This is a genomic window from Marinobacter sp., assembly GCF_052094685.1.
Taxonomy (GTDB): Bacteria; Pseudomonadota; Gammaproteobacteria; order Pseudomonadales; family Oleiphilaceae; genus Marinobacter.
Map to the genome: position 1 here is coordinate 78,936 of NZ_JBQDKB010000003.1, position 19,740 is coordinate 98,675.

Here is a 19,740-nt window from a genome sequence, read left to right on the forward strand (position 1 = left end):
AGGACTCCACAAGGTAGAAAACACCTAATGACCGTGTGCGCATACGAGATAATGACGCCTAGCATCAAGGCGGTACCGCAATCCTGGACGATGGATCGTCTGGCCAGGTTTCTAACCGACAACGAAATTACCGGCAGTCCTGTGACCGACGAATCCGGCGAGATTGTCGGCATTGCTACCCTCAAAGACATCACCGAATTTCGCTGGAACGCCAACCGCTCCAATACCACCAGACAACTCACAGCAGATGAGCAGCAGGAAGCCCGGCGTTTGCGCATGGTGATGTTTGAAGAAATGGGAAAAGTGCCGGTAGAGGTTCGGGATATTATGACACCCATCGTATTATCGGTTGACGAAACCACACCGGTGCGCGACATTGCCAATATAATGATGAGCGAACACCTACACCGAATTTTTGTCACTCGGGAGTCAAAGATTACCGGTATTGTAACCACTTACGACATGCTAAAAATCATCTCGGATGAGGAGCTTACGAAACGCTGCGCCCGTAACAACTGATCCATCACAAAGGTAGCGCCTCTTATGCCCAGAACATCAGAAAGAGCAGCGGAAATAGCACCGCACGCTCGAAGAAAAATGTACGTCCTCGATACCAACGTCCTGATTCACGACCCCAATGCCCTGCTCAACTTTGAAGAACACGATGTCATCATTCCAATGACCGTGCTTGAAGAGCTCGACGGCCTAAAATCCGGCAAACAAAGTGTGGCGGCAGATTGTCGCCAGGCGATCCGCACCATTGATAGGCTGCTTGGCGATGCCAGCCCGAAGGACATAGAAAAAGGCGTACCCATCGTACGAGCCACGATGGCAAAGCCTCTGGGCACCCTTTCTATTTTAATGAGCGCCGAGCACACCGGCAATCATTCGTTGCCGGAGCACCTGAACGACAATAAGATCATTAATTCCCTGGCCGCACTGCAGGAACGGGACACTTCACGGAATATCATTCTGGTAAGCAAAGACATCAACATGCGGCTTAAAGCCCGTGGTTTTGGTGTTGAGGCCCAGGACTACCACAACGACCAACTGCTTGACGACATTGATCTGCTGCCCAAGGGCTATCACGAATTCCCAAATTCTTTCTGGGATACCATTGCCAAAGTGGAAACTGTGCAGCGAGAAGGGGCAACTGAGCATATTCTTAAGCGCGAAGGCGCGCTCAAAAAGCTTCATATCAACGAGTTTGTGCTTGATGAGCAGGGATTTGTAGGCAGGGCCACCGACATCACCGATACCCAAGTGGTTATCAGGGATCTGAGCCAGCACGATCTGATGAACGAGGAGGTCTGGGGGCTAGTACCTCGAGATATCTACCAGGCCATGGCTATGAACCTACTGCTTGATCCAGACGTGCATCTGGTTAACCTCACCGGGTCGGCGGGTTCTGGTAAAACCATTCTGGCACTGGCGGCCTGCATAGAGATGACCGTTGCCAGCAAGCTCTACAAGCGGATTATTGCAACCCGCTCAACCCAAGGGTTGGACGAAGACATCGGCTTTTTGCCTGGCACTGAGGCGGAGAAAATGGAGCCCTGGCTGGGCGCCATCGTGGACAACCTGGAAGCACTGCACGAAGATGACGAAAACATGACCGCCAGTGTGGATTACATTCTCAGCAAGGTGCCACTGCACTTCAAATCCATGAACTACATTCGGGGTCGTAGCTTTCAGCATAGCCTGATTATTATTGATGAAACCCAGAACCTAACCCCGCACCAAATTAAAACCATCATCACCCGTGCCGGCAATGGCTCCAAGGTGATCTGTCTGGGCAACCTGGCACAGATTGACACCCCCTACCTGAGCGCTCTCAGTTCCGGCCTGACCTACATGACAGAACGCTTCAAAAGCTTCAGCCACGGTGGCCACATCCACTTACAAGGTGTACCGCGTTCACTGTTAGCGGAGTTTGCAGAAGCCAATCTCTGATACAGACCTACAAAAAACCGAGCGGAGGCTCGGTTTTTTGTAGGTTCTATAAGTTAGACACGATAGCGACTAACTTGGTCTGACATGTCTTTCGCCAGCCCTTTAAGGCGCTGCGTTGCAGCTCCTGCACGGCGCGTTCCCTGAGCAGTCTGCTCTGTGATCGCAACAATCTCATGAACATTCTGGTTAATGGTTTCAGAGACGCTAGTCTGCTCTTCCGCCGCGCTGGCAATCTGGGTATTCATATCATTTATGGTGCCAACCGCTTGGTTAATCCGCTGCAAGGCTTTGTCCACCTGACGGGTTTCTGCAATGGTAGCCTCACTGCGCTCACTGATCGAGCCAATTAGCTTCACCGCGTTGTCGGCCCCCGTTTGCAATCGCTCTATGGTTTCCTGTATTTCCTGAGTGCTCTTTTGAGTTCGGCTGGCCAGCGTGCGAACCTCATCCGCGACCACCGCAAATCCTCGGCCAGCCTCCCCAGCACGAGCTGCTTCAATGGCCGCATTGAGTGCCAGCAGGTTGGTCTGATCGGCAATCTCGCGTATTACTTCTAAGACTGTGTCGATCTGACGGGAGTCTGCACCCAGTTTTTCAATTACCTTAACGCCTTGCTCAACCTGCTCAGACAGACCACCGATCACTTCGATAGTCTGGTGCACCAAGCCCTGCGCATCGCACACCTGAACATTGGCGTGATCGGCCGCATCAGAGGCCTCACTGGCGTTATTGGCCACTTCTTGCGCTGCAGCCGTCATCTCGTTCATGGCGGTCGCCACTTGGTCACTTTCAGATTTCTGTCGCTCTACGCCTTGCTCTGTCTCTCCCATCACCTGATTCAGCTCCTCAGACGCTTCGTTCAGCGTGCGGGTGGATGAGAGAACCTGCTCCACCAATCCGTGTACCTGATCAGCGAAGCTGTTGAAGGCCGTCGCTAGTTGGCCCAGCTCGTCCTTGCCGCTTATCTCTAATCGACGGGTCAGGTCTCCATCGCCACTGGCGATATCGTTCATGGCAGACACGGCTGATTTTAGCGGCCGGATTATGCTGCGTACGACAATCAGGGCTAAAAACACGATGATAGCCAACGCGATCAGTGAGGTGGTTATTGAACCAATGACGGCACTACCTAAAGAGTCGCCCACTTTCTTGTCCATGGCAGCGACTTGCTTATCCAGGCCATCCACCCAGAACCCCGTACCTATCATGATGTCCCAATTCGGAATCATCACTGCATAGCCAAGTTTCGGCGCGACGTCACCTGTGTTCTCGTTCCTCCACTCATAGGAAACATAGCCACCGCCGCCACGAGCCACCTTTACCAGTTCGCGGATCAGGTAAGTTCCATTGGGGTCTTTAGTGTCCCAGAGGGTCTGGCCTTCCAGCGCCGGATTTGCGCCATGCATAACGGTAAGGCCACGGGTGTCAGTGGCGAAGATATAACCCAGACTGCCGGAATCGTCGAAGCGCAATTGCCGCAGAATTTCCCATGCCTGCTCACGAACCTGAGGGTCGTTTGCTGAGCCTGGCTGGTTGTACAGGTGGGTAATCGAGGAGAGTGCCAACTCAATATAGTTTCTCAGCTCCTGGCGCTTACTCGACTCCATATCCGAGTAAAACCCTGCCAGCGCTTCGTCGCCCATGCCTTTGGCTTGGTTAAGATTATAGGTAGTTAGAAACACGGTAAGCAGGATCACAGGCACAAGTGCCAGCAACAGCACTCTTGTCTGAATGGTCAGGTTTTTCATATCAGGTAGGTCTTCTATCTATTACAGAGGATGGACGGAAGCATTCGCCCGCAGCAAAGAAACGCGATAATACAGAGTAACCCCGTGAATTATCATTAAGGGTCATGCGTATTTTGTATACAGAATGTAACCGAGCTCAGTCCTTAAACTGAGCCTTATCCAGACCGTGCTTTTTCATCTTGTCGTAGAGGGTTTTTCGGGCAACACCCAACTGCACCATGGTGTCCTTGATGCTGCCTTGACAAGCATTGAGAGCACTGGTCAGCACCGAATGCTCAAAGCTGTCCATCATTTCCGTGAGGGTTCGCCGGCCACTCACATCAGCCTTGGCCGCCGGTTCACTTTCATTCAGCGCAGCCGGACCAAGCAGCACATAGCGCTCAGCAAGGTTACGCAATTCACGAACATTTCCGGGCCAGCTGTGATGCATCAACCGTGCAGCTTGGCTGGCATCCAGTGGAATGCTCTCCCTGTCGTAACGTGCAGCGGCAATCAGTACAAAGTGGTGAAACAGCATGGGTATATCTTCTTTGCGCTCGCGCAAGGGCGGAATATCCACTTTCACCACGTTCAGCCGGTAATACAGATCAGCGCGAAAACTGCCTTCATTGCTGAGCGCTTTGAGATCCGATTTGGTGGCCGCAATAATGCGCACATCCACATCCTGCACATGATTACTGCCCAGGCGCTCCACTTTTTGCTCTTCAAGTACCCGAAGCAGCTTGATCTGCAACGGCATGGGCATGCTTTCCACTTCATCCAGAAACAAAGTGCCACGGTGAGCATGCTCAATTTTACCGATGCGGCGCTTGTCTGCCCCGGTAAACGCCCCCGCCTCGTGGCCAAAAAGCTCGCTCTCAATGAGGTTTTCCGGCACGGCGCCGCAATTGATCGCCACAAAGTTGTGGGCACCCCGTGGACTGTTCTCGTGGATATAACGGGCCAGCGCATCCTTGCCAGAACCCGTCTCGCCGAATAACAACGTATTGGCAGATATATCCAAAATCGGCGTGATGGTATCCATCACTTTCTGCATGCTTGGGGTGTCGCCAAGAATCCTTGGGCCAGGCCGCGCTAAATGGCGCAGTTGGGCCTTAAGTCGACGGTTTTCCAAGGCAAGATGCCGTTTCTCCAGCGCGTGCCGAAGCAGCTCAATCAACTCATCGTGATTGAAAGGTTTTTCAATAAAGTCGTAAGCGCCCTGCTGCATAGCAGACACCGCCGTGCTGATGTCGCCTTGACCGGTCAGGATGATAACGGGGATGGTTTTATCCATAGCCTGAATTGCACTCAGCATCTCAAGCCCATCCATTCCCGGCATGTTGTAATCACACAGCACCACGCCGTTGTATTCTGGCGTAATGGCACAAAGGCCCGATTCTGCATCAGAAAAACAACTCACAGGCAGGTCTTCAAGGGTGAGCGCTTGAGCAATGGCCTGGCGAATGTGGGGCTCGTCATCTACAAAGATTACCGAGGGTTCTGTCATTCCGTGGCCTCCCGTTTTGTTAGGGTAAATTCAAATTCCGCACCCGGCACATCCATACGATTGCGCCCGGTAAGCCGGCCACCCAGGGCATCGGCAATCTGCCTTGAGATAGACAACCCTAACCCAAGCCCTTGTTTAACGGATTTGGTGGTAAAAAAAGGTTCAAAAATCTGTTCTGAATTTGCCGGAAGCCCAGAGCCATTATCTCGCACAAAACAGCGCCAAATCTCGCCCTGCTCTTCCACATCTATGGTGATTTTTGGCTGCTCTTGGTTTTCCACAGCCTGCACGGCGTTAGCAAGCAGATTTACCATCACCTGCTCAATGCGGATCAGGTCGCCGTGGCACCAAACCGGCTGTTCAGGACGTCTCCATCGGATATCGATATCCGCACTGCTTTTTTGTGCCGCAATGATTTTCAGGGATGCATCCACTGACAGGCGAAAATCTACGATGGTTGGGGGGCCTTCGGACTTTCGGGCAAACACCTTAAATTGGCGAGTAAGCTCCGCCATTTTGTCGCACAAAAGCACTATTTCGCTAAGGTTTGCGTCCACCATATCGGCGGCGCCCTTTTCCAGGAAACGGCGGCTGTTTCTGGCGTAGGTCTGAATGGCTGTAAGGGGTTGGCTCATTTCATGGTTAAGGCCCGCAGACATCTGCCCCAACACCGCCAGCTTAGCCGCCTGAATCAGCTCTTGTTGAGTCTCGCGCAATTCGACCTGAGTACGCTCACGCTCTCGTATTTCGTCCAGCAATTTGCGATTGGAGCGCTCCAGGTCTGCCGTTCGTTCGGTAACGCTGAGCTCTAGTTGCTCCCCTCTCAGAGCCAATTCCGCTTCGCGACGGTAGCGCTCCCGCAAGTAGAGCCAGGCCAGCAGAGCGCCAAAGAATATCGCAATACCGCCTGCCACAAATCCAAGCCGTGTCCAGACCACCGAGCGGGTGCTCACCATAACTTGTAGCGTCCAATCCAGCCTAGGTAAGGGTGTGCGAACACTCAAATACTCACGGCCTCCACCATTCTCCCGTATGCGCAAGGTTCCAGATGAGCCCGACAAACCTGGCGGCTTACCAAGGTATTTTAGAGACACGGGCTTTAAATTCCTATCGGGATAACGTTGTCGCGATGCCTCACCCGGCGCTTTTTCGGCATCGCCGGTGAAATCCCGATACAGCCAATCTGGCTTACTGGCCAAAAAGCTCACACCAGCTTCATCCAGCACCACCATTTCAGCCTCACGAACAGAGGCTGGCCTGTGCCACTGGGATTCCAGCTCGTGCACCAGCACTTTCACCGCCACCACACCCAGCAACTGCCCTTGCCCATCACGCACCGGGTGAGAAAAGTACAACCCGCGCACCCGGGAGGTAGAACCCAAAGCAAAATAAATGGCGGAGCCGCCCTTATCCATGGCGTTATAGAAGTAAGGCCGAAAACTGAAATTTCGCCCCACAAAACTACCCGTCTGCTGGTAGTTGTTGGCGGCAATAGTCAGGCCGGTTGTGTCCATCAGATAAACATCAGAGCTGCCAACAATGGTGGCCATGCGCTGCATTTTTTCATTGGCCTGATGAATGATTGCGGGGTTATCTGGAGAGCTCAGAGCGGCCGCAAGCAAAGGATGCTCCGCCATCAGTTCGGGAATAGGCAGATACCGGTTTAGCTCGTTGCCCACAAGCTGCCGATAACGGAAAGATTCCTCAAGGCTGTCCTGTTCAACCTGCCGGTAGCCAACCCAGCCACCCAGCATCCAGGACACCGTGAGGGTGAACAAAAATACAACAAAAGCGCCTATCCGGTAGGACATATCCCGGTTCTCGCAACACCGTTAAAGGACGCCAGAGTATCCCCCGGCCCCTTGAAGGACAAGGGCCGGGGGACAAAGGCCGGCAATTGCCGGAAAGCTCAGGCAGCAGCCAGGCGGCTCTTACGCTGGCGCTGCATCAGGAATACAATTACCGCAAGCGCGATACCTGCCAGGTCGGATACAAAGCCGCCTTCAATCATCAACAACGCTGCGCCAATCAGCAGCAAACGAGCCAGCCAAGAGGCTGTCACATTGCCAAACCAGCCCAACACACCGCCAGAGAGCATGTACACACCAAACAGTGCGGTAACCAATGCCCGGGCAATATCAAACCACCCTGCTTCCATCAACAGCGCACCGTTGTAGAAGAACATGAAGGGTACGATGAACGCCGCAATACCAATCCGGAACGAAGCTACCGAGGTTTCCATCGCGTTGGCACCGGAAATACCGGCGGCCGCATAGGAAGCCAGCGCGACCGGCGGCGTAATAGCAGACACCACCGCAAAATAGAACACAAAGAAGTGGGCCGTCAGCGGCTCAATTCCGAGCTGTACCAGGCCAGGCGCAACCACTGAGGCGGCAACCGCATAAGCAGCCGTTGTTGGCATGCCCATACCCAGAAGGATAGAGATAAACATAGCGAAGATCAGCGCGAGCAGCTGGCTGGTTGCAGCCACATCGAGTAGCAGTACCGAGAAGCGGGCACCCACACCAGTCAGGGAGATAACACCCACGATAACGCCCGCAGCCGCACACACCACAATAATCTGTATGGCCATGTATGAGGCAATTTCCAGCGCCTTCAAAACCTCGCGAATGCCCATCTTGTTTGGCGAAAACCAACTGACAACTGCTGCAGAAATCATGGCCAAAGTACCGGCGCGTATAACTGAATAGCCCATAAACAACGCCACAATCAAAATAATGATCGGTATAAACAGATAGCACTGCTTCACCATGGTACGTAGCTTTGGCAGCTCGTCTTCGCGCATGCCGCGCATGCCGGTTTTTGCCGCTTCAAAATCGACCATAAAGTACACAGAGGCAAAATACAGTATCGCAGGGATAATGGCGGCAATGGCGATTTCGGTATAAGGAATACCGGTAATCTCAGCCATGATGAAGGCACCGGCCCCCATAATCGGAGGCATAATCTGGCCACCGGTAGACGCGGCCGCTTCCACCGCACCAGCAGATTTTTTGCTGTAACCCACTTTTTTCATCAGCGGGATAGTCAGCGAACCGGTAGATACCACGTTACCGGCACTGGTGCCGTTGATCATACCCATTAGGCCTGAGGCGAAAATGGAGACCTTGGCCGGGCCACCACGCGAGCGCCCAGCAGCGGCAAACGCGAAGTTTACAAAGTAGTCGCCCACTTTGGATAACTGCAAAAACGCCGCAAAAATAATGAACAGGATAATGTATGTGGACGACACCGCGGTGGTGGGCCCAAGAATGCCCGCGTCGGTATATACCTGGCTAAAAAAGCGTTTTACCGACAGCCCAGGGTAACCAAGGAAGCCCGGCAAATAGGGGCCAGCAAACACATACACCAGAAAGATCAGCCCAATAACCACCAGAGCCAAACCGGCCACCCGGCGAGTAAGCTCCATAATCAACGCGGTGCCCGCAACCGCAGCAAACGAAATACCGACCGGTGCAAACGAGGTGCCCGTAGACATGCGCATGGAGGTGTTATAAGCCACAAGAAAATACGCGGCAACGGCAATTGAACACACAATCAGAACCAGATCCGGCACACTGAAGCGCGAGCGTTCGCGCTGGTGGAACCAGCTCACCACAATACCCACACCCGTTGCCGCCAGCAGCGGCCAACCAAAGTGCCAGGTTTCCAGCTCTACAGGAATCCGCATGGCGCCGTTCTGAACCAACTGCCAGAACGAAAATGTTTGATACAGCGTGTAAAAGGCCGGAATGAGCGCCGCCGCCCCAATCCAGGTTGTCCATCTATGGCGCGCCGAGCCTTCTTCAGTAGACACAAACCGTGCACCCGCAAACAGAACAAACCCCAGAACCAATGCCCCGGCAATGTGCACAATTCGGAACGACCAGGTTTCCATCGGCGCGATGTTCAGGGAGTAGAGGTGAAACGCGGAGTAAGCAATCGCCAGCAACGTCACAAACTTCAACATGCTGCCTTCAAAAAGCCTGCGATTTGCCTCTACGGGCTCTTCGTCCACGTTATGGGCAAGCACGTGATCTTCGCCCACCTCCACATCGGAAAAGTCTTTTGGGTGTCGTTCGAGTGTCATTGGGTGTCCTGCCAGCAAATCGGAGCCGGCAAGGTGCCAGCGATTGTACAGGGGGCCTTGCGGCCCCCTTCTTTGCGCCGTTCAGATCAACAGCTTATTTGATCTTACTTTCTTCGATGGTATAGCCGTTTTCATTGAACCAGCGAGCTGCACCTGGGTGCCAAGGCAGAACCTTGTTCTTGCTGTAGTTCTCTGGAACAGAGTTACGGGCTGCCTTGTGGATAGACACCATTCTGTCGTTCTGTTCCATAGTCAGCTTGGTGATTTCATACACAAAGCTTTCGGGCATGTCGCAGTTCACCATGGCAAAGTTCCACATGGACACTACACGCGAAGGCTCATTCAACGACTGATAAGTAGCAGCCGGAATGGTGAATTCAGATACCGGGAAGCTATCCGTTACCTTTTTTGCTTCCGCATCGGTCATGCCAATGATGTTTACATCGGTTTGAACTTCGAGCTGGCTTACCGCCGGAATAGGAATGCCTGCGGCAAAGGCCACAACATCAATCAAACCATCCTGAAGCTGGCCGCCCAGGTCAGACCAGCTGCCGTTACGGCGCTCAAAGTCCACACCCAGGGTTTCCATCATGCGCGGGAAATAAGTATCAGAAGTTGAGCCAGCTGGGCCGAAACCGATGGTGGCGCCATCTGGAATATCAGAAATAGACTTGATGCCAGAACTGCTCAGCGCCGTCACCGAAAAAGGCGTCTCGTACATGGGGAACATGGCGCACACGTTGTCCATCTTCATGCCTGGGGCTATCGGGCTGTTGCCATCCATAGATTCCTGAGCTGGGCCCATGGTGGTTAAACCGAACTTAAGGTCACCGGTGTGTACCAGTGCCATGTTCTGCATGGGGCCGCCCGTAATTTCAGCACCGCCAGAAACACCCAGGCTTTCTGCAACAAAGTTAGCCCAACCAGAACCATAGGCGAAGTATGTACCGCCCTGACTGGCCGTTCCAACAGTAAAGTTATCCGGCCATCCCGCCTTATCTTGGGCAACAACTGGATTGGCAACAGCAAAAGTAGAGGCGAATGCCACCGCCATAATGGCTTGGGTCTTCATAGAGAATGCTCCCTGATTCATTTTGTTTATTGGGTGCTCGACGGAGCCCGGAGGGGCTTCGATGGAAAAGGAAAAGCAAGGAATAGGCCACTTCAAAAAAGAGCCTACAAAACAGTAAGTTTCAGGAAATTAAAAAAATTACGCTGAAATTTGGGTACGTTCTCACCCATTAATGGTGGATTATGGGTTAAATCCCACCACAACTTCTTCCTGCCATTTATCCTTGGCCCCAACGGGCCTGCTCCCCGCGCTATAGCCCGTTTTAGAGCGACCGCTCTTTCGTATTCTAAATACTTTCCTTCACCACTTGGCCCGCTTTTAATCGTCCTTAGCGATAAAGCCTGGCTATTCGGGCTTTTATTACCGGTTTGATATTTAGTCTTCAAACCATTAACCTGCGCTCATTGAACACTCATTCAATAAATTGAACATTCATTCAAATCTGAGCGTGACTCGAGGACGGCATGGCAAGACTAGGGGTGGAGTCAATTCGGCGTCAGCAGCTGATCGACGCAACACTGGAGGTGATCGAAGCACATGGTTTTCAGGGCGCCACGATTGGCAAAATCGCAGGCGCCTCGGAGCTGTCGGTTGGCATTGTCAGCCACTACTTCGGCGGTAAGCAGGGCTTACTCGAGGCAACCATGCGGTATCTGTTGTCATCCCTTCAGAAAGACGTGACAACGCTGATGGCAGGGCGCCCCAATGCCCCCCGTGAGCGCCTGATGGCCATTGTGGATGCCAATTTTTCTGGCGCTCAAATCAATGCCCAGTCGGCCAAAACCTGGTTGGCATTCTGGACCCAAGCCATGCACAGCCCAGATCTGATGCGGCTGCAGCGAGTTAATGAGCGTCGTTTACTGTCCAATTTGGTGTTCTATCTGCGTCAACTGATGCCAGTCGAACAGTCACGTGCAACGGCGCAAACCATCGCCGCCCTGATCGACGGTTTCTGGCTGCGTGCAGCTATGAGTGAAGGCCGTATTGAACCAGACCAAGCGATTGCCTTGTGCAAAACCTACATCGACCAAGCCATTCACGCGAATAACGGAGCCCATTAATGACGCTGCCCATCTACCAATCGTTCATCAACGGCCAACCTCTGGCAAACCAGAGCGGTGAGCGGTTCGACGTTGTGAATCCGGCCACCGGCCAGGTGATCTATCAAGTTGAACAGGCCGATGAATCGATTATGCAGGCAGCCGTTGCCAGCGCCCAAGAAGGCTTTAAGGCGTGGTCGGCCATGACGGGCCTGGAGCGCGGCCGCATCCTCAACCGCGCCGCCGCCATGCTGCGAGAGCAAAACGATGCACTGGCTGAGATTGAGGTGCTGGATACCGGTAAACCCTGGCAGGAAGCCAGCGTGGTAGATGTTGTGACCGGTGCCGATGCGGTTGAGTATTGTGGCGGCCAGGCGTCCAGTATTGTGGGCGAAAGCCAGCAAATCGGGCCGGATTTTTTCTATACCCGCAGGGAACCCCTGGGTGTGTGTGCCGGCATCGGCGCCTGGAACTACCCACTGCAAATTGCCTGCTGGAAATCAGCACCGGCCTTAGCATGCGGCAATAGCATGATATTCAAGCCGTCTGAAGAAACCCCGCTGGGCGCCGTCAAACTTGCAGAAATCTACCTCGCCGCAGGCGTGCCCGCAGGCGTGTTTAACGTGGTTCAGGGTGACTACCGGGTGGGCCAAATGCTGACCTCAGACCCCGCCATCGCCAAGGTGTCTTTTACCGGCGAAGCAAAAACCGGCCGCACCGTAATGGCCGACTCTGCACGCACACTCAAGTCCGTCACCATGGAGCTCGGGGGTAAGTCGCCACTAATTATCTTTGATGATACCAACCTGGAACAGGCTGTATCGGCCGCGATGCTGGGCAACTTCTACACCCAGGGAGAGATCTGCACCAATGGCACCCGAGTGTTTGTTCAACGCAAGATTTATGACGCCTTTTTGGCCGAGTTAGTAGAGCGCACCGAGAACAACATCATCGCGGGTGATCCGGAAAACCCAAACACCAACTTCGGTGCCCTGATCAGCGCTGGTCACCGAGACCTGGTTATGAAGTATATCAACAGTGCTAAAACCGACGGCGCGCGCTTGCTGACCGGCGGCGCCGAATTGCAGCCCGCAGGTTTTGAGAACGGCTACTTTGTGGCGCCCACCGTGTTCGCCGATTGCACCGACGACATGACCATTGTGCGTGAAGAAATCTTTGGCCCAGTGATGGCAGTACTGCCTTTCGATACCGAAGACGAAGTCGTCCAGCGCGCCAACAACACAGAGTACGGCCTGGCCGCAGGCATATTCACCGCAGACATCACCCGTGCTCACCGCGTGATTCACTATCTGCAAGCGGGCATCTGCTGGATCAACAGCTTTGGTGCCTCACCCGCCGAAATGCCGGTGGGCGGCTATAAGCTCTCGGGACTTGGCCGCGAGAACGGCCGCGAAGGACTCGCACAATATACCCAAACCAAATCGGTTTATGTGGGCATGGCTCCGATTGAGGCGCCGTTCTGATAACGCCATTCAACCCATCGCCGCTGCGGATTGTTCGCTTGCGTCCGTGTGAAGGAGACAGTTTTGCAGTTTGATCATGAATTTGACTATGTAATTGTAGGTACCGGCTCAGCAGGCTGCGTATTGGCGAATCGTTTGAGCGAAAGCGAGCAAGACCAGGTGCTGGTACTGGAAGCGGGGCGCCGGGATGACACCTGGAAAATCCACATGCCAGCGGCGCTGATGTTCAACCTGATGGACGACAAGTACAACTGGTATTACCACACTGAGCCGCAGTCGTTTTTGAATAACCGAAAACTGTACTGGCCTCGCGGCAAGGTTTGGGGCGGTGGTTCCACCCTGAACGCCATGGTTTATATTCGTGGCCACGCCTACGACTATGATCGCTGGCACGACGAGGGCGCGACTGGCTGGCGCTACCAGGATGTACTGCCCTACTTTCAAAAAGCAGAGAGCCGGGAGCAAGGCGCAGACGACTATCGCGGCGGCGATGGCCCACTCAATGTGCACACCGGCGACGAGCCGAATCCCTTGTTTGGTGCCTTTCTGGAGGCAAGCCAGCAAGTGGGATACCCCTACACCAAAGATATGAATGGCTTTCAGCAGGAAGGCGTTGGTGAGATGGACATGACCATCCGCAACGGCAAACGCTGGAGTGCGGCCCAGGCCTATCTTCGGCCAGTACTGAAACGCCCCAACCTGACCACTGAAACCGGCGCCATGACCACGCGCATCTTGTTTGATGGCAACACGGCCGTCGGCGTTGAGTATATTCAGAATGGCAAAACCGTTCGGGTCGCGGCCCGCAAAGAAGTCATTGTCAGCGGCGGTGCCATCAACTCACCGCAACTATTAATGCTGTCTGGCATTGGCGCTGCGGCCGAACTTGCCGAACACAATATTCCCGTAGTGGCGGACCGCCCTGGGGTTGGCAAGAACCTGCAGGATCACCTGGAAATATACGTTCAGCACAAATCCACCCAACCGGTCACCCTCTACAAATACACCACCCAACCCGGCAAGACGCTCGCGGGCATGAAATGGTTTTTGAATAATAACTGGGGCGCCTGTCGCACCGCGCACTTGGAAGCCGGCGGTTTTATCCGCTCAGAGGCAGGTGTGCAGCACCCGGATATTCAGTTTCATTTCCTGCCATCCCAAGTGCTGGATCACGGCCGTAAAGACGCTGAGTGCCATGGTTTTCAGGTTCACGTTGGCCCCATGCGACCCACCAGTCGCGGCTACCTGAAGCTGAAGTCTGCCAAACCGGGCGACCACCCAATCATTCAGCCCAACCTGCTCAGCACCGAACGGGACCGCTGGGAAATGCGGGAAAGCATCAAATTAACCCGGGAAATATTCGCCCAATCAGCGTTCGATCCGTTCCGGGGCGAAGAACTACGCCCAGGCACCAAAGCCACCTCCGACGAAGATATTGATGCCTTCGTTCGTGAATACGCAGACAGCGCCTACCACCCTTCTTGCACCTGCAAGATGGGTGCAACGGATGACCCCATGGCCGTGGTAGACGAACAGGCCCGGGTTTACGGCGTTCAGAATTTACGCGTGGTGGATGCTTCCATCATGCCAAGCCTGGTGAGCGGAAACCTGAACGCGCCCACCATTATGCTGGCTGAAAAATGCGCAGACCACATCCGTGGTCTTGCTCCGCTGCCACCTTCATCTGCCCCCGTGTGGGAGCACCCTGACTGGAAGAACGCACAACGCTAACGCTGTGACCGATAACCGAGAAAGGAGAACAACGAATGAAAAAGCTTATTCTGGCCTGTGCTGGCCTTGCGATCAGTGGCGCCGCAGTGGCTGCCCCGAACACCGAATGTAAAACCGTTCGTTTTGCCGATGTTGGCTGGACCGACATCACCGCCACCACTGCGCTGGCCTTCGAAGTACTGGAAGGCATGGGCTACAAGCCAAAAGCGAAAGTACTGTCGGTGCCCGTTACCTATCGGTCGCTCCAAAACAAAGACATCGACGTATTCCTGGGCAACTGGATGCCAACCATGGAAGGCGACGTGCGCCCATACTTGGAAAGCGGCGATGTTGAAACCGTGATCACCAACCTGGAAGGCGCCAAATACACCCTGGCAGTACCTCAGTATGTTTACGACGCAGGTGTAACCAGTTTTGCCGACATTGCCAAGCACGCCGACAAATTTGATGGTCGGATTTATGGCATCGAGCCAGGCAACGATGGCAACCGCTTGATTCATGACATGGTCGATCAAAACGCGTTTGGCCTTGGCGATTTCCGAGTTGTAGAGTCCAGCGAAGCTGGCATGCTTTCTCAGGTTGGCCGCGCGACTCGTCGTAATGAGTGGGTAGTCTTCCTAGCGTGGGAACCACACCCAATGAACGCCAACCACGATTTGGCGTATCTCGACGGCGGCGATGATTTCTTTGGCCCCAACTACGGTGGCGCAACCGTGCACACCAACGTGCGCAAAAACTACCTGAGCGAATGCCCGAACGTAGGCACGCTGCTTACCAACATGACGTTCTCGCTAACCATGGAAAACGAAGTGATGGGCGCCATCCTGAACGACGGCGAAGAGCCACGAGACGCTGCCCACACCTGGCTGGCCAATAATCCATCGGTACTGGATAGCTGGCTTGAGGGTGTCCTAACACTGAACGGCGATGCAGCCCTGCCTGCGGTTAAGGCATCCCTGAAGTAATACCAAAACAGTGCTGAAAGTCGTACCGAAAACAGCACCTTGCAAGCGCTCTGAGCTGATCAGTTCAGAGCGCTTGTTTATGGATACGAACACCTCCCATTTTCAGTGCCGGCCGAGGCTGGCACCCAAAAAGACTGAACGCCATGAGCTGGATAACTGAGCATCAACTGCCTTTCGGCGACTTCATGGAAGACGTTGTTGATTTTCTAGTCATCAATTTCAGCGGCTTTTTTGACGCCGTTTCCGAAACCCTGAAAAGCATGATCCACGGCCTGACCGATGGCCTGTTATGGGTACCGCCCGGCATCCTGGTATTGGTTTTAACTGTGGCGGCACATCTTCGTCATCGCCGTTGGGGATTGACCGCCTTTACCGCCTTCAGCTTTCTGCTGATCTGGAACATTGGTTACTGGGAAGACACCATGGCGACACTGTCGCTGGTGTTGTACGCCACCATGCTGTGTGTGGCGATTGGCATTCCCCTGGGCATTTATTCTGCCCATAGCAGCTGGCTATACAAGTTTCTGCAGCCGGTGCTGGACCTCATGCAAACCATCCCACCCTTTGTTTATCTGATCCCAACACTGACACTGTTCGGCCTGGGCGTGGTTCCCGGCGTGATCTCCACCGTGATCTTCGCCATCGCAGCCCCTGTGCGGCTGACTCACCTGGGCATTTCCCAAGTACCAAAAGAACTGGTTGAGGCGGGCAAGTCCTTTGGCTGCACCAATCGGCAGCTGCTGTTCAAAGTTGAGCTGCCCGCCGCCATGAGCTCCATCGGGGCCGGCATTACCCAGTGCATCATGCTATCCCTCTCGATGGTTGTTATCGCCGCCTTGGTGGGCGCCGATGGCCTAGGTGTGCCTGTGGTCAGGGCCTTGAATACTGTCGATATCGGCAAAGGCTTTGAGGCCGGTTTGGCGATTGTATTGTTGGCTATCTGGATGGATCGATTCTTCCGCCAAAGTGATGCTAAGGAGACGTCATCATGATCGAATTTGAGAATGTTAACGTCGTATTTGGCAAACAACCCAAGCGCGCACTACCCCTGATTGAACAGGGCCTGGACCGGGCCGAGATCCGTGACCAGACCGGATTAGTGGTTGGTGTTCAGGACGCCAGCCTGAGTGTTAAGAAGGGCGAAATCTGCGTGCTAATGGGGCTGTCTGGCTCCGGCAAATCAAGCCTGCTGCGTTGTGTTAACGGCTTGAACGATGTCACCAGTGGCTCCATTCGCATCCAGCACGACGGCGAAATGGTGGATTTCACCCAAGCCGGCGAAAAAGTGCAGCGAGATATCCGCACTCGGCGCATCTCCATGGTGTTCCAGAACTTCGCCTTGATGCCTTGGCTAACGGTGGAAGACAACGTCGCTTTTGGTTTGGAACTGCAAGGCCTAGGCAAAGCCGAGCGCCGCAAAAAGGTTGCGCGTCAGCTAGAGCTGGTTGGCCTCGACGGTTGGGCCAAATCCCGGCCCGGCGAGCTATCTGGCGGCATGCGCCAGCGGGTAGGCTTGGCCCGGGCATTGGCAACCGAATCAGAAATCCTGCTGATGGATGAGCCCTTCTCTGCCCTTGATCCGCTGATTCGTCACCAACTGCAAGACGAACTGCTAACCCTGCAGGAAGAACTTCAGAAAACCATTGTGTTCGTTAGCCACGATCTGGACGAAGCACTGAAACTGGGTTCGCACATCGCGATCATGAAAGACGGCCAAATCGTTCAGCATGGCAAGCCAGAAGCCATCGTGCTGGAACCGGCAAACGATTACGTTAAAAGCTTTGTTGCCAGCACCAATCCGCTCAACGTACTGGCTGCGCGCTCCCTGGCTCTCCCCATCGGGCAAATACAGGAGGATGCCAGCGGTAATCGTTGCATCAACAAACGCTACGACACCTGGCTACACACACCCGATGTGGCAGAAAAAGCCGTGGTTACCAGCGGTGGCCAAACCTTCCAGACCCAACCCTGGGAAGAAGGCCAAGACATCGAAAGCCTGGCCAAGCAGCCCACCCGCATCGCACCAGAAACCCCATTGCGGGATGCCGTGGAGATTCGGTATTTCACCGGCCATAGCCTGCTGGTGGTAGAGAACGGCCAAATCACCGGCGCCATCGGCGACCGGGAGCTATACCACGCCATGCTAGGCAAACATTTGGACGACAGCTAAGGCGGCAACAACGGCACGCCAATAGCCACAAAAACACTAATCGTAAAAGGATTTGAGTATGAACATCCGTAAAGCCACAGCCGTAGCAGGGTTGGTAACGTCCTCCCTCGTGTTGGCCGCGTGTGCACCCATGCAGTCCGCACCGCAAGCACCGGAAAAAGCCAAAAACGTCATCATGATCATCGGCGATGGCATGGGGCCACAACAAATTGGCCTGCTATTAGCGTACGCCAAGCAGGCGCCAAACTCGGTGATCACCGACGGCAATACCGCCTTTGATCGGATCGCCGCCAACGGCCGCATGGGCCTTTCCATGACCCACGCCAACAACAATCTGGTGGTAGATTCCGCCGCCTCCGCTACGCAACTGGCAACCGGCCAGTCCGCCGGCGCCGAGATGATTGGCGCGGATAAAGACGGCAACAGCGCCGAAAGCATTCTGGAAAAAGCCAAAAAAATGGGCAAGTCTACCGGCCTTGTTTCCGACACCCGCATTACCCACGCAACCCCGGCAGGCTTTGCGGCACACCAGAGCCACCGAAGCCTGGAAAATGAAATTGCTATAGATCTGCTGAACAACGATGTGGACGTAATGTTGTCGGGCGGCTTGCGCTACTGGATTCCCGAATCCGCAAACAACGAGCAATCAGCGGCGCGCCAGGAACTGGAAGCCCTGTCTGAAGGTAGCGTACGCATCAAATCCAAGCGTAAAGACAACCGCAATCTGATCACCGAAGCGCAGCAGAAGAACTACGATCTGGCGTTCAACCGCTCGCAGATGGCAAAAGCCGACGGCAAAATTCTCGGCTTGTTTGCTTACTCGGCGTTGCCAAACGGCATCACCGAAACCCAAACCAAGAACGACCCTGCCCGCACCATACCAACACTGAAAGAAATGTCGGAAAAAGCCATTGGCTCGCTGTCAAAAAACGACGAAGGCTTCTTCCTGATGATCGAAGCCGGGCAAATCGACTGGGCCGGGCATTACAACGACACCGGCACCATGCTGCACGAAATGCTGCGCATGAACGAAACGCTCAATTACGTGCTGGATTGGGCCGAAGGCCGTGACGACACCTTAATTGTAGTGACCGCCGATCACGAAACCGGTGGTTTTGGCTTCAGCTACTCCGCCAACGACCTGCCCCACGGGCGCGATCTACCGGGCGATGTGTTCAAAGAGCAACAATTCCAACCCGGCTTTAACTTCGGCGACGTTGCGACCCTAGACACACTGTACGAGCAGAAGTCTTCCTACGGCGATATCTTCTACAGCCAGTTCGACGCATTGGAAGCAGACCAGCAAACACCTGCCAACCTGGCGCGCATCGTGAACGCCGAAACCGGCTTTGACATCACCGAAGCCCAAGCCGCGCGCGTGCTTGCAACCGAAGACAACCCCTTTTACACCGAAGGCCATGCATACTTGAGCACCAAAACCGTTCCGAAAATGGACGTTAACGGCGCTTTCTTCGCCTACCAAACTGACGACAACCGCCAGAACCTACTAGCCCGCGAAGTGGCCGAACAGCAAAACGTGGTTTGGGCCACCGGCACCCACACCAATACCCCGGTACTGGTATTTACCCAAGGCCCGGGAGAAACCACCGCACCCTTCAGTAAAGTGCTGCACCACACAGAAGTAGGTCAGCAAGCTATTGAAGCACTAGCAGACTAATTCCCGCCTGATGACCACACCGGCCCCGACCCGTATCGGGGGCCGGCCTACCTTTCTTACCTCCCCTTCGATTTCCATAACGATATTTCTACACAGTACGATTGACTGCACAGAATAGAGAGGTCACGCGATTACATGGTGAGGGCTGGGAAAGTGGGCTAAGCTGTTGTTTAATTTAAATCTAGGCGGGACTCCACTACGCTGTGAAGGTGATGTTATCGAGAACGCACTTTTTGCCAATGTCGCGGAACGCGGTCTAGTTACTGTTAGCTGGTGTGGCTTTGCACCTTTCGGGTGGTCTGGTGCTGGTGGCCTTGGCC

14 protein-coding genes are annotated in these 19,740 nt (G+C 54.3%); 9 read left to right on the forward strand and 5 right to left on the reverse strand.

The annotated features are described in order from the left end of the window. The first annotated feature begins 27 nt into the window (after nucleotides 1-27). The gene (locus ACTH3S_RS01375) at nucleotides 28-519 is read left to right on the forward strand and encodes a CBS domain-containing protein (RefSeq protein WP_441807224.1); all 492 of its coding nucleotides are present in this window, start codon (nucleotides 28-30) and stop codon (nucleotides 517-519) included. Nucleotides 520-597: 78 nt separating this feature from the next. Then, complete coding sequence (locus ACTH3S_RS01380; RefSeq protein WP_441807225.1) at nucleotides 598-1,953, forward strand: PhoH family protein; 1,356 nt, start codon at nucleotides 598-600, stop codon at nucleotides 1,951-1,953. Nucleotides 1,954-2,006: 53 nt separating this feature from the next. Here the strand turns inward: ACTH3S_RS01380 and ACTH3S_RS01385 are convergent, their stop codons facing one another. The 5 genes from ACTH3S_RS01385 to ACTH3S_RS01405 all read right to left on the reverse strand — a co-directional run bounded on the left by ACTH3S_RS01385 (nucleotide 2,007) and on the right by ACTH3S_RS01405 (nucleotide 10,352). After that, nucleotides 2,007-3,701, reverse strand: a complete 1,695-nt coding sequence (locus tag ACTH3S_RS01385; RefSeq protein ID WP_441807226.1) for a methyl-accepting chemotaxis protein — start codon at nucleotides 3,699-3,701, stop codon at nucleotides 2,007-2,009. Between the two features lie 136 nt (nucleotides 3,702-3,837). After that, a complete protein-coding gene (locus tag ACTH3S_RS01390) occupies nucleotides 3,838-5,190 on the reverse strand; it encodes a sigma-54-dependent transcriptional regulator (protein ID WP_441807227.1) in 1,353 nt (450 codons plus the stop codon). Then, complete coding sequence (locus tag ACTH3S_RS01395; protein ID WP_441807228.1) at nucleotides 5,187-7,001, reverse strand: sensor histidine kinase; 1,815 nt, start codon at nucleotides 6,999-7,001, stop codon at nucleotides 5,187-5,189. The genes ACTH3S_RS01390 and ACTH3S_RS01395 overlap by 4 nt, the downstream gene beginning before the upstream one ends. Nucleotides 7,002-7,099: 98 nt before the next feature. After that, nucleotides 7,100-9,280: a TRAP transporter permease gene (locus tag ACTH3S_RS01400; protein ID WP_441807229.1), complete on the reverse strand. Its 2,181-nt coding sequence runs from the start codon at nucleotides 9,278-9,280 to the stop codon at nucleotides 7,100-7,102. 94 nt (nucleotides 9,281-9,374) lie between these two features. Beyond that, the gene (locus ACTH3S_RS01405; RefSeq protein WP_441807230.1) at nucleotides 9,375-10,352 is read right to left on the reverse strand and encodes a TAXI family TRAP transporter solute-binding subunit; all 978 of its coding nucleotides are present in this window, start codon (nucleotides 10,350-10,352) and stop codon (nucleotides 9,375-9,377) included. A 464-nt stretch (nucleotides 10,353-10,816) separates the two neighbouring features. Here ACTH3S_RS01405 and betI point away from each other — a divergent pair, with 464 nt between their 5' ends. The 7 genes from betI to ACTH3S_RS01440 all read left to right on the forward strand — a co-directional run bounded on the left by betI (nucleotide 10,817) and on the right by ACTH3S_RS01440 (nucleotide 19,420). Then, the gene (gene betI / locus ACTH3S_RS01410) at nucleotides 10,817-11,413 is read left to right on the forward strand and encodes a transcriptional regulator BetI (RefSeq protein ID WP_441807231.1); all 597 of its coding nucleotides are present in this window, start codon (nucleotides 10,817-10,819) and stop codon (nucleotides 11,411-11,413) included. Next, entirely contained in the window at nucleotides 11,413-12,876 is a 1,464-nt protein-coding gene (gene betB, locus ACTH3S_RS01415; RefSeq protein WP_441807232.1) for a betaine-aldehyde dehydrogenase, read from the forward strand. Before betI ends, betB begins: the two co-directional genes overlap by 1 nt. Nucleotides 12,877-12,939: 63 nt before the next feature. After that, entirely contained in the window at nucleotides 12,940-14,607 is a 1,668-nt protein-coding gene (locus ACTH3S_RS01420) for a choline dehydrogenase (protein ID WP_441807233.1), read from the forward strand. A gap of 35 nt (nucleotides 14,608-14,642) precedes the next feature. Then, nucleotides 14,643-15,572 (forward strand): choline ABC transporter substrate-binding protein, encoded by a 930-nt coding sequence (locus ACTH3S_RS01425; protein WP_441807234.1) that lies wholly within the window; start codon nucleotides 14,643-14,645, stop codon nucleotides 15,570-15,572. Nucleotides 15,573-15,715: 143 nt separating this feature from the next. Then, the gene (gene choW, locus ACTH3S_RS01430) at nucleotides 15,716-16,564 is read left to right on the forward strand and encodes a choline ABC transporter permease subunit (protein ID WP_441807235.1); all 849 of its coding nucleotides are present in this window, start codon (nucleotides 15,716-15,718) and stop codon (nucleotides 16,562-16,564) included. After that, nucleotides 16,561-17,742 carry a choline ABC transporter ATP-binding protein gene (gene choV, locus ACTH3S_RS01435; RefSeq protein WP_441807236.1) on the forward strand — a complete coding sequence of 394 codons (1,182 nt, stop codon included), beginning with the start codon at nucleotides 16,561-16,563 and terminating at the stop codon, nucleotides 17,740-17,742. The genes choW and choV overlap by 4 nt, the downstream gene beginning before the upstream one ends. Nucleotides 17,743-17,800: 58 nt before the next feature. Beyond that, complete coding sequence (locus ACTH3S_RS01440; protein WP_441807237.1) at nucleotides 17,801-19,420, forward strand: alkaline phosphatase; 1,620 nt, start codon at nucleotides 17,801-17,803, stop codon at nucleotides 19,418-19,420. Nucleotides 19,421-19,740 lie beyond the last annotated feature (320 nt).

What these genes read in the sequence shown, in the direction of transcription:
- ACTH3S_RS01375 (WP_441807224.1), top strand. Translation starts at nt 28, where the DNA reads ATGACCGTGTGCGCATACGAGATAATGACGCCTAGCATCAAGGCGGTA.
- ACTH3S_RS01380 (WP_441807225.1), top strand. Translation starts at nt 598, where the DNA reads ATGTACGTCCTCGATACCAACGTCCTGATTCACGACCCCAATGCCCTG.
- ACTH3S_RS01385 (WP_441807226.1), bottom strand. Translation starts at nt 3,701, where the DNA reads ATGAAAAACCTGACCATTCAGACAAGAGTGCTGTTGCTGGCACTTGTG.
- ACTH3S_RS01390 (WP_441807227.1), bottom strand. Translation starts at nt 5,190, where the DNA reads ATGACAGAACCCTCGGTAATCTTTGTAGATGACGAGCCCCACATTCGC.
- ACTH3S_RS01395 (WP_441807228.1), bottom strand. Translation starts at nt 7,001, where the DNA reads ATGTCCTACCGGATAGGCGCTTTTGTTGTATTTTTGTTCACCCTCACG.
- ACTH3S_RS01400 (WP_441807229.1), bottom strand. Translation starts at nt 9,280, where the DNA reads ATGACACTCGAACGACACCCAAAAGACTTTTCCGATGTGGAGGTGGGC.
- ACTH3S_RS01405 (WP_441807230.1), bottom strand. Translation starts at nt 10,352, where the DNA reads ATGAAGACCCAAGCCATTATGGCGGTGGCATTCGCCTCTACTTTTGCT.
- betI (WP_441807231.1), top strand. Translation starts at nt 10,817, where the DNA reads ATGGCAAGACTAGGGGTGGAGTCAATTCGGCGTCAGCAGCTGATCGAC.
- betB (WP_441807232.1), top strand. Translation starts at nt 11,413, where the DNA reads ATGACGCTGCCCATCTACCAATCGTTCATCAACGGCCAACCTCTGGCA.
- ACTH3S_RS01425 (WP_441807234.1), top strand. Translation starts at nt 14,643, where the DNA reads ATGAAAAAGCTTATTCTGGCCTGTGCTGGCCTTGCGATCAGTGGCGCC.
- choW (WP_441807235.1), top strand. Translation starts at nt 15,716, where the DNA reads ATGAGCTGGATAACTGAGCATCAACTGCCTTTCGGCGACTTCATGGAA.
- choV (WP_441807236.1), top strand. Translation starts at nt 16,561, where the DNA reads ATGATCGAATTTGAGAATGTTAACGTCGTATTTGGCAAACAACCCAAG.
- ACTH3S_RS01440 (WP_441807237.1), top strand. Translation starts at nt 17,801, where the DNA reads ATGAACATCCGTAAAGCCACAGCCGTAGCAGGGTTGGTAACGTCCTCC.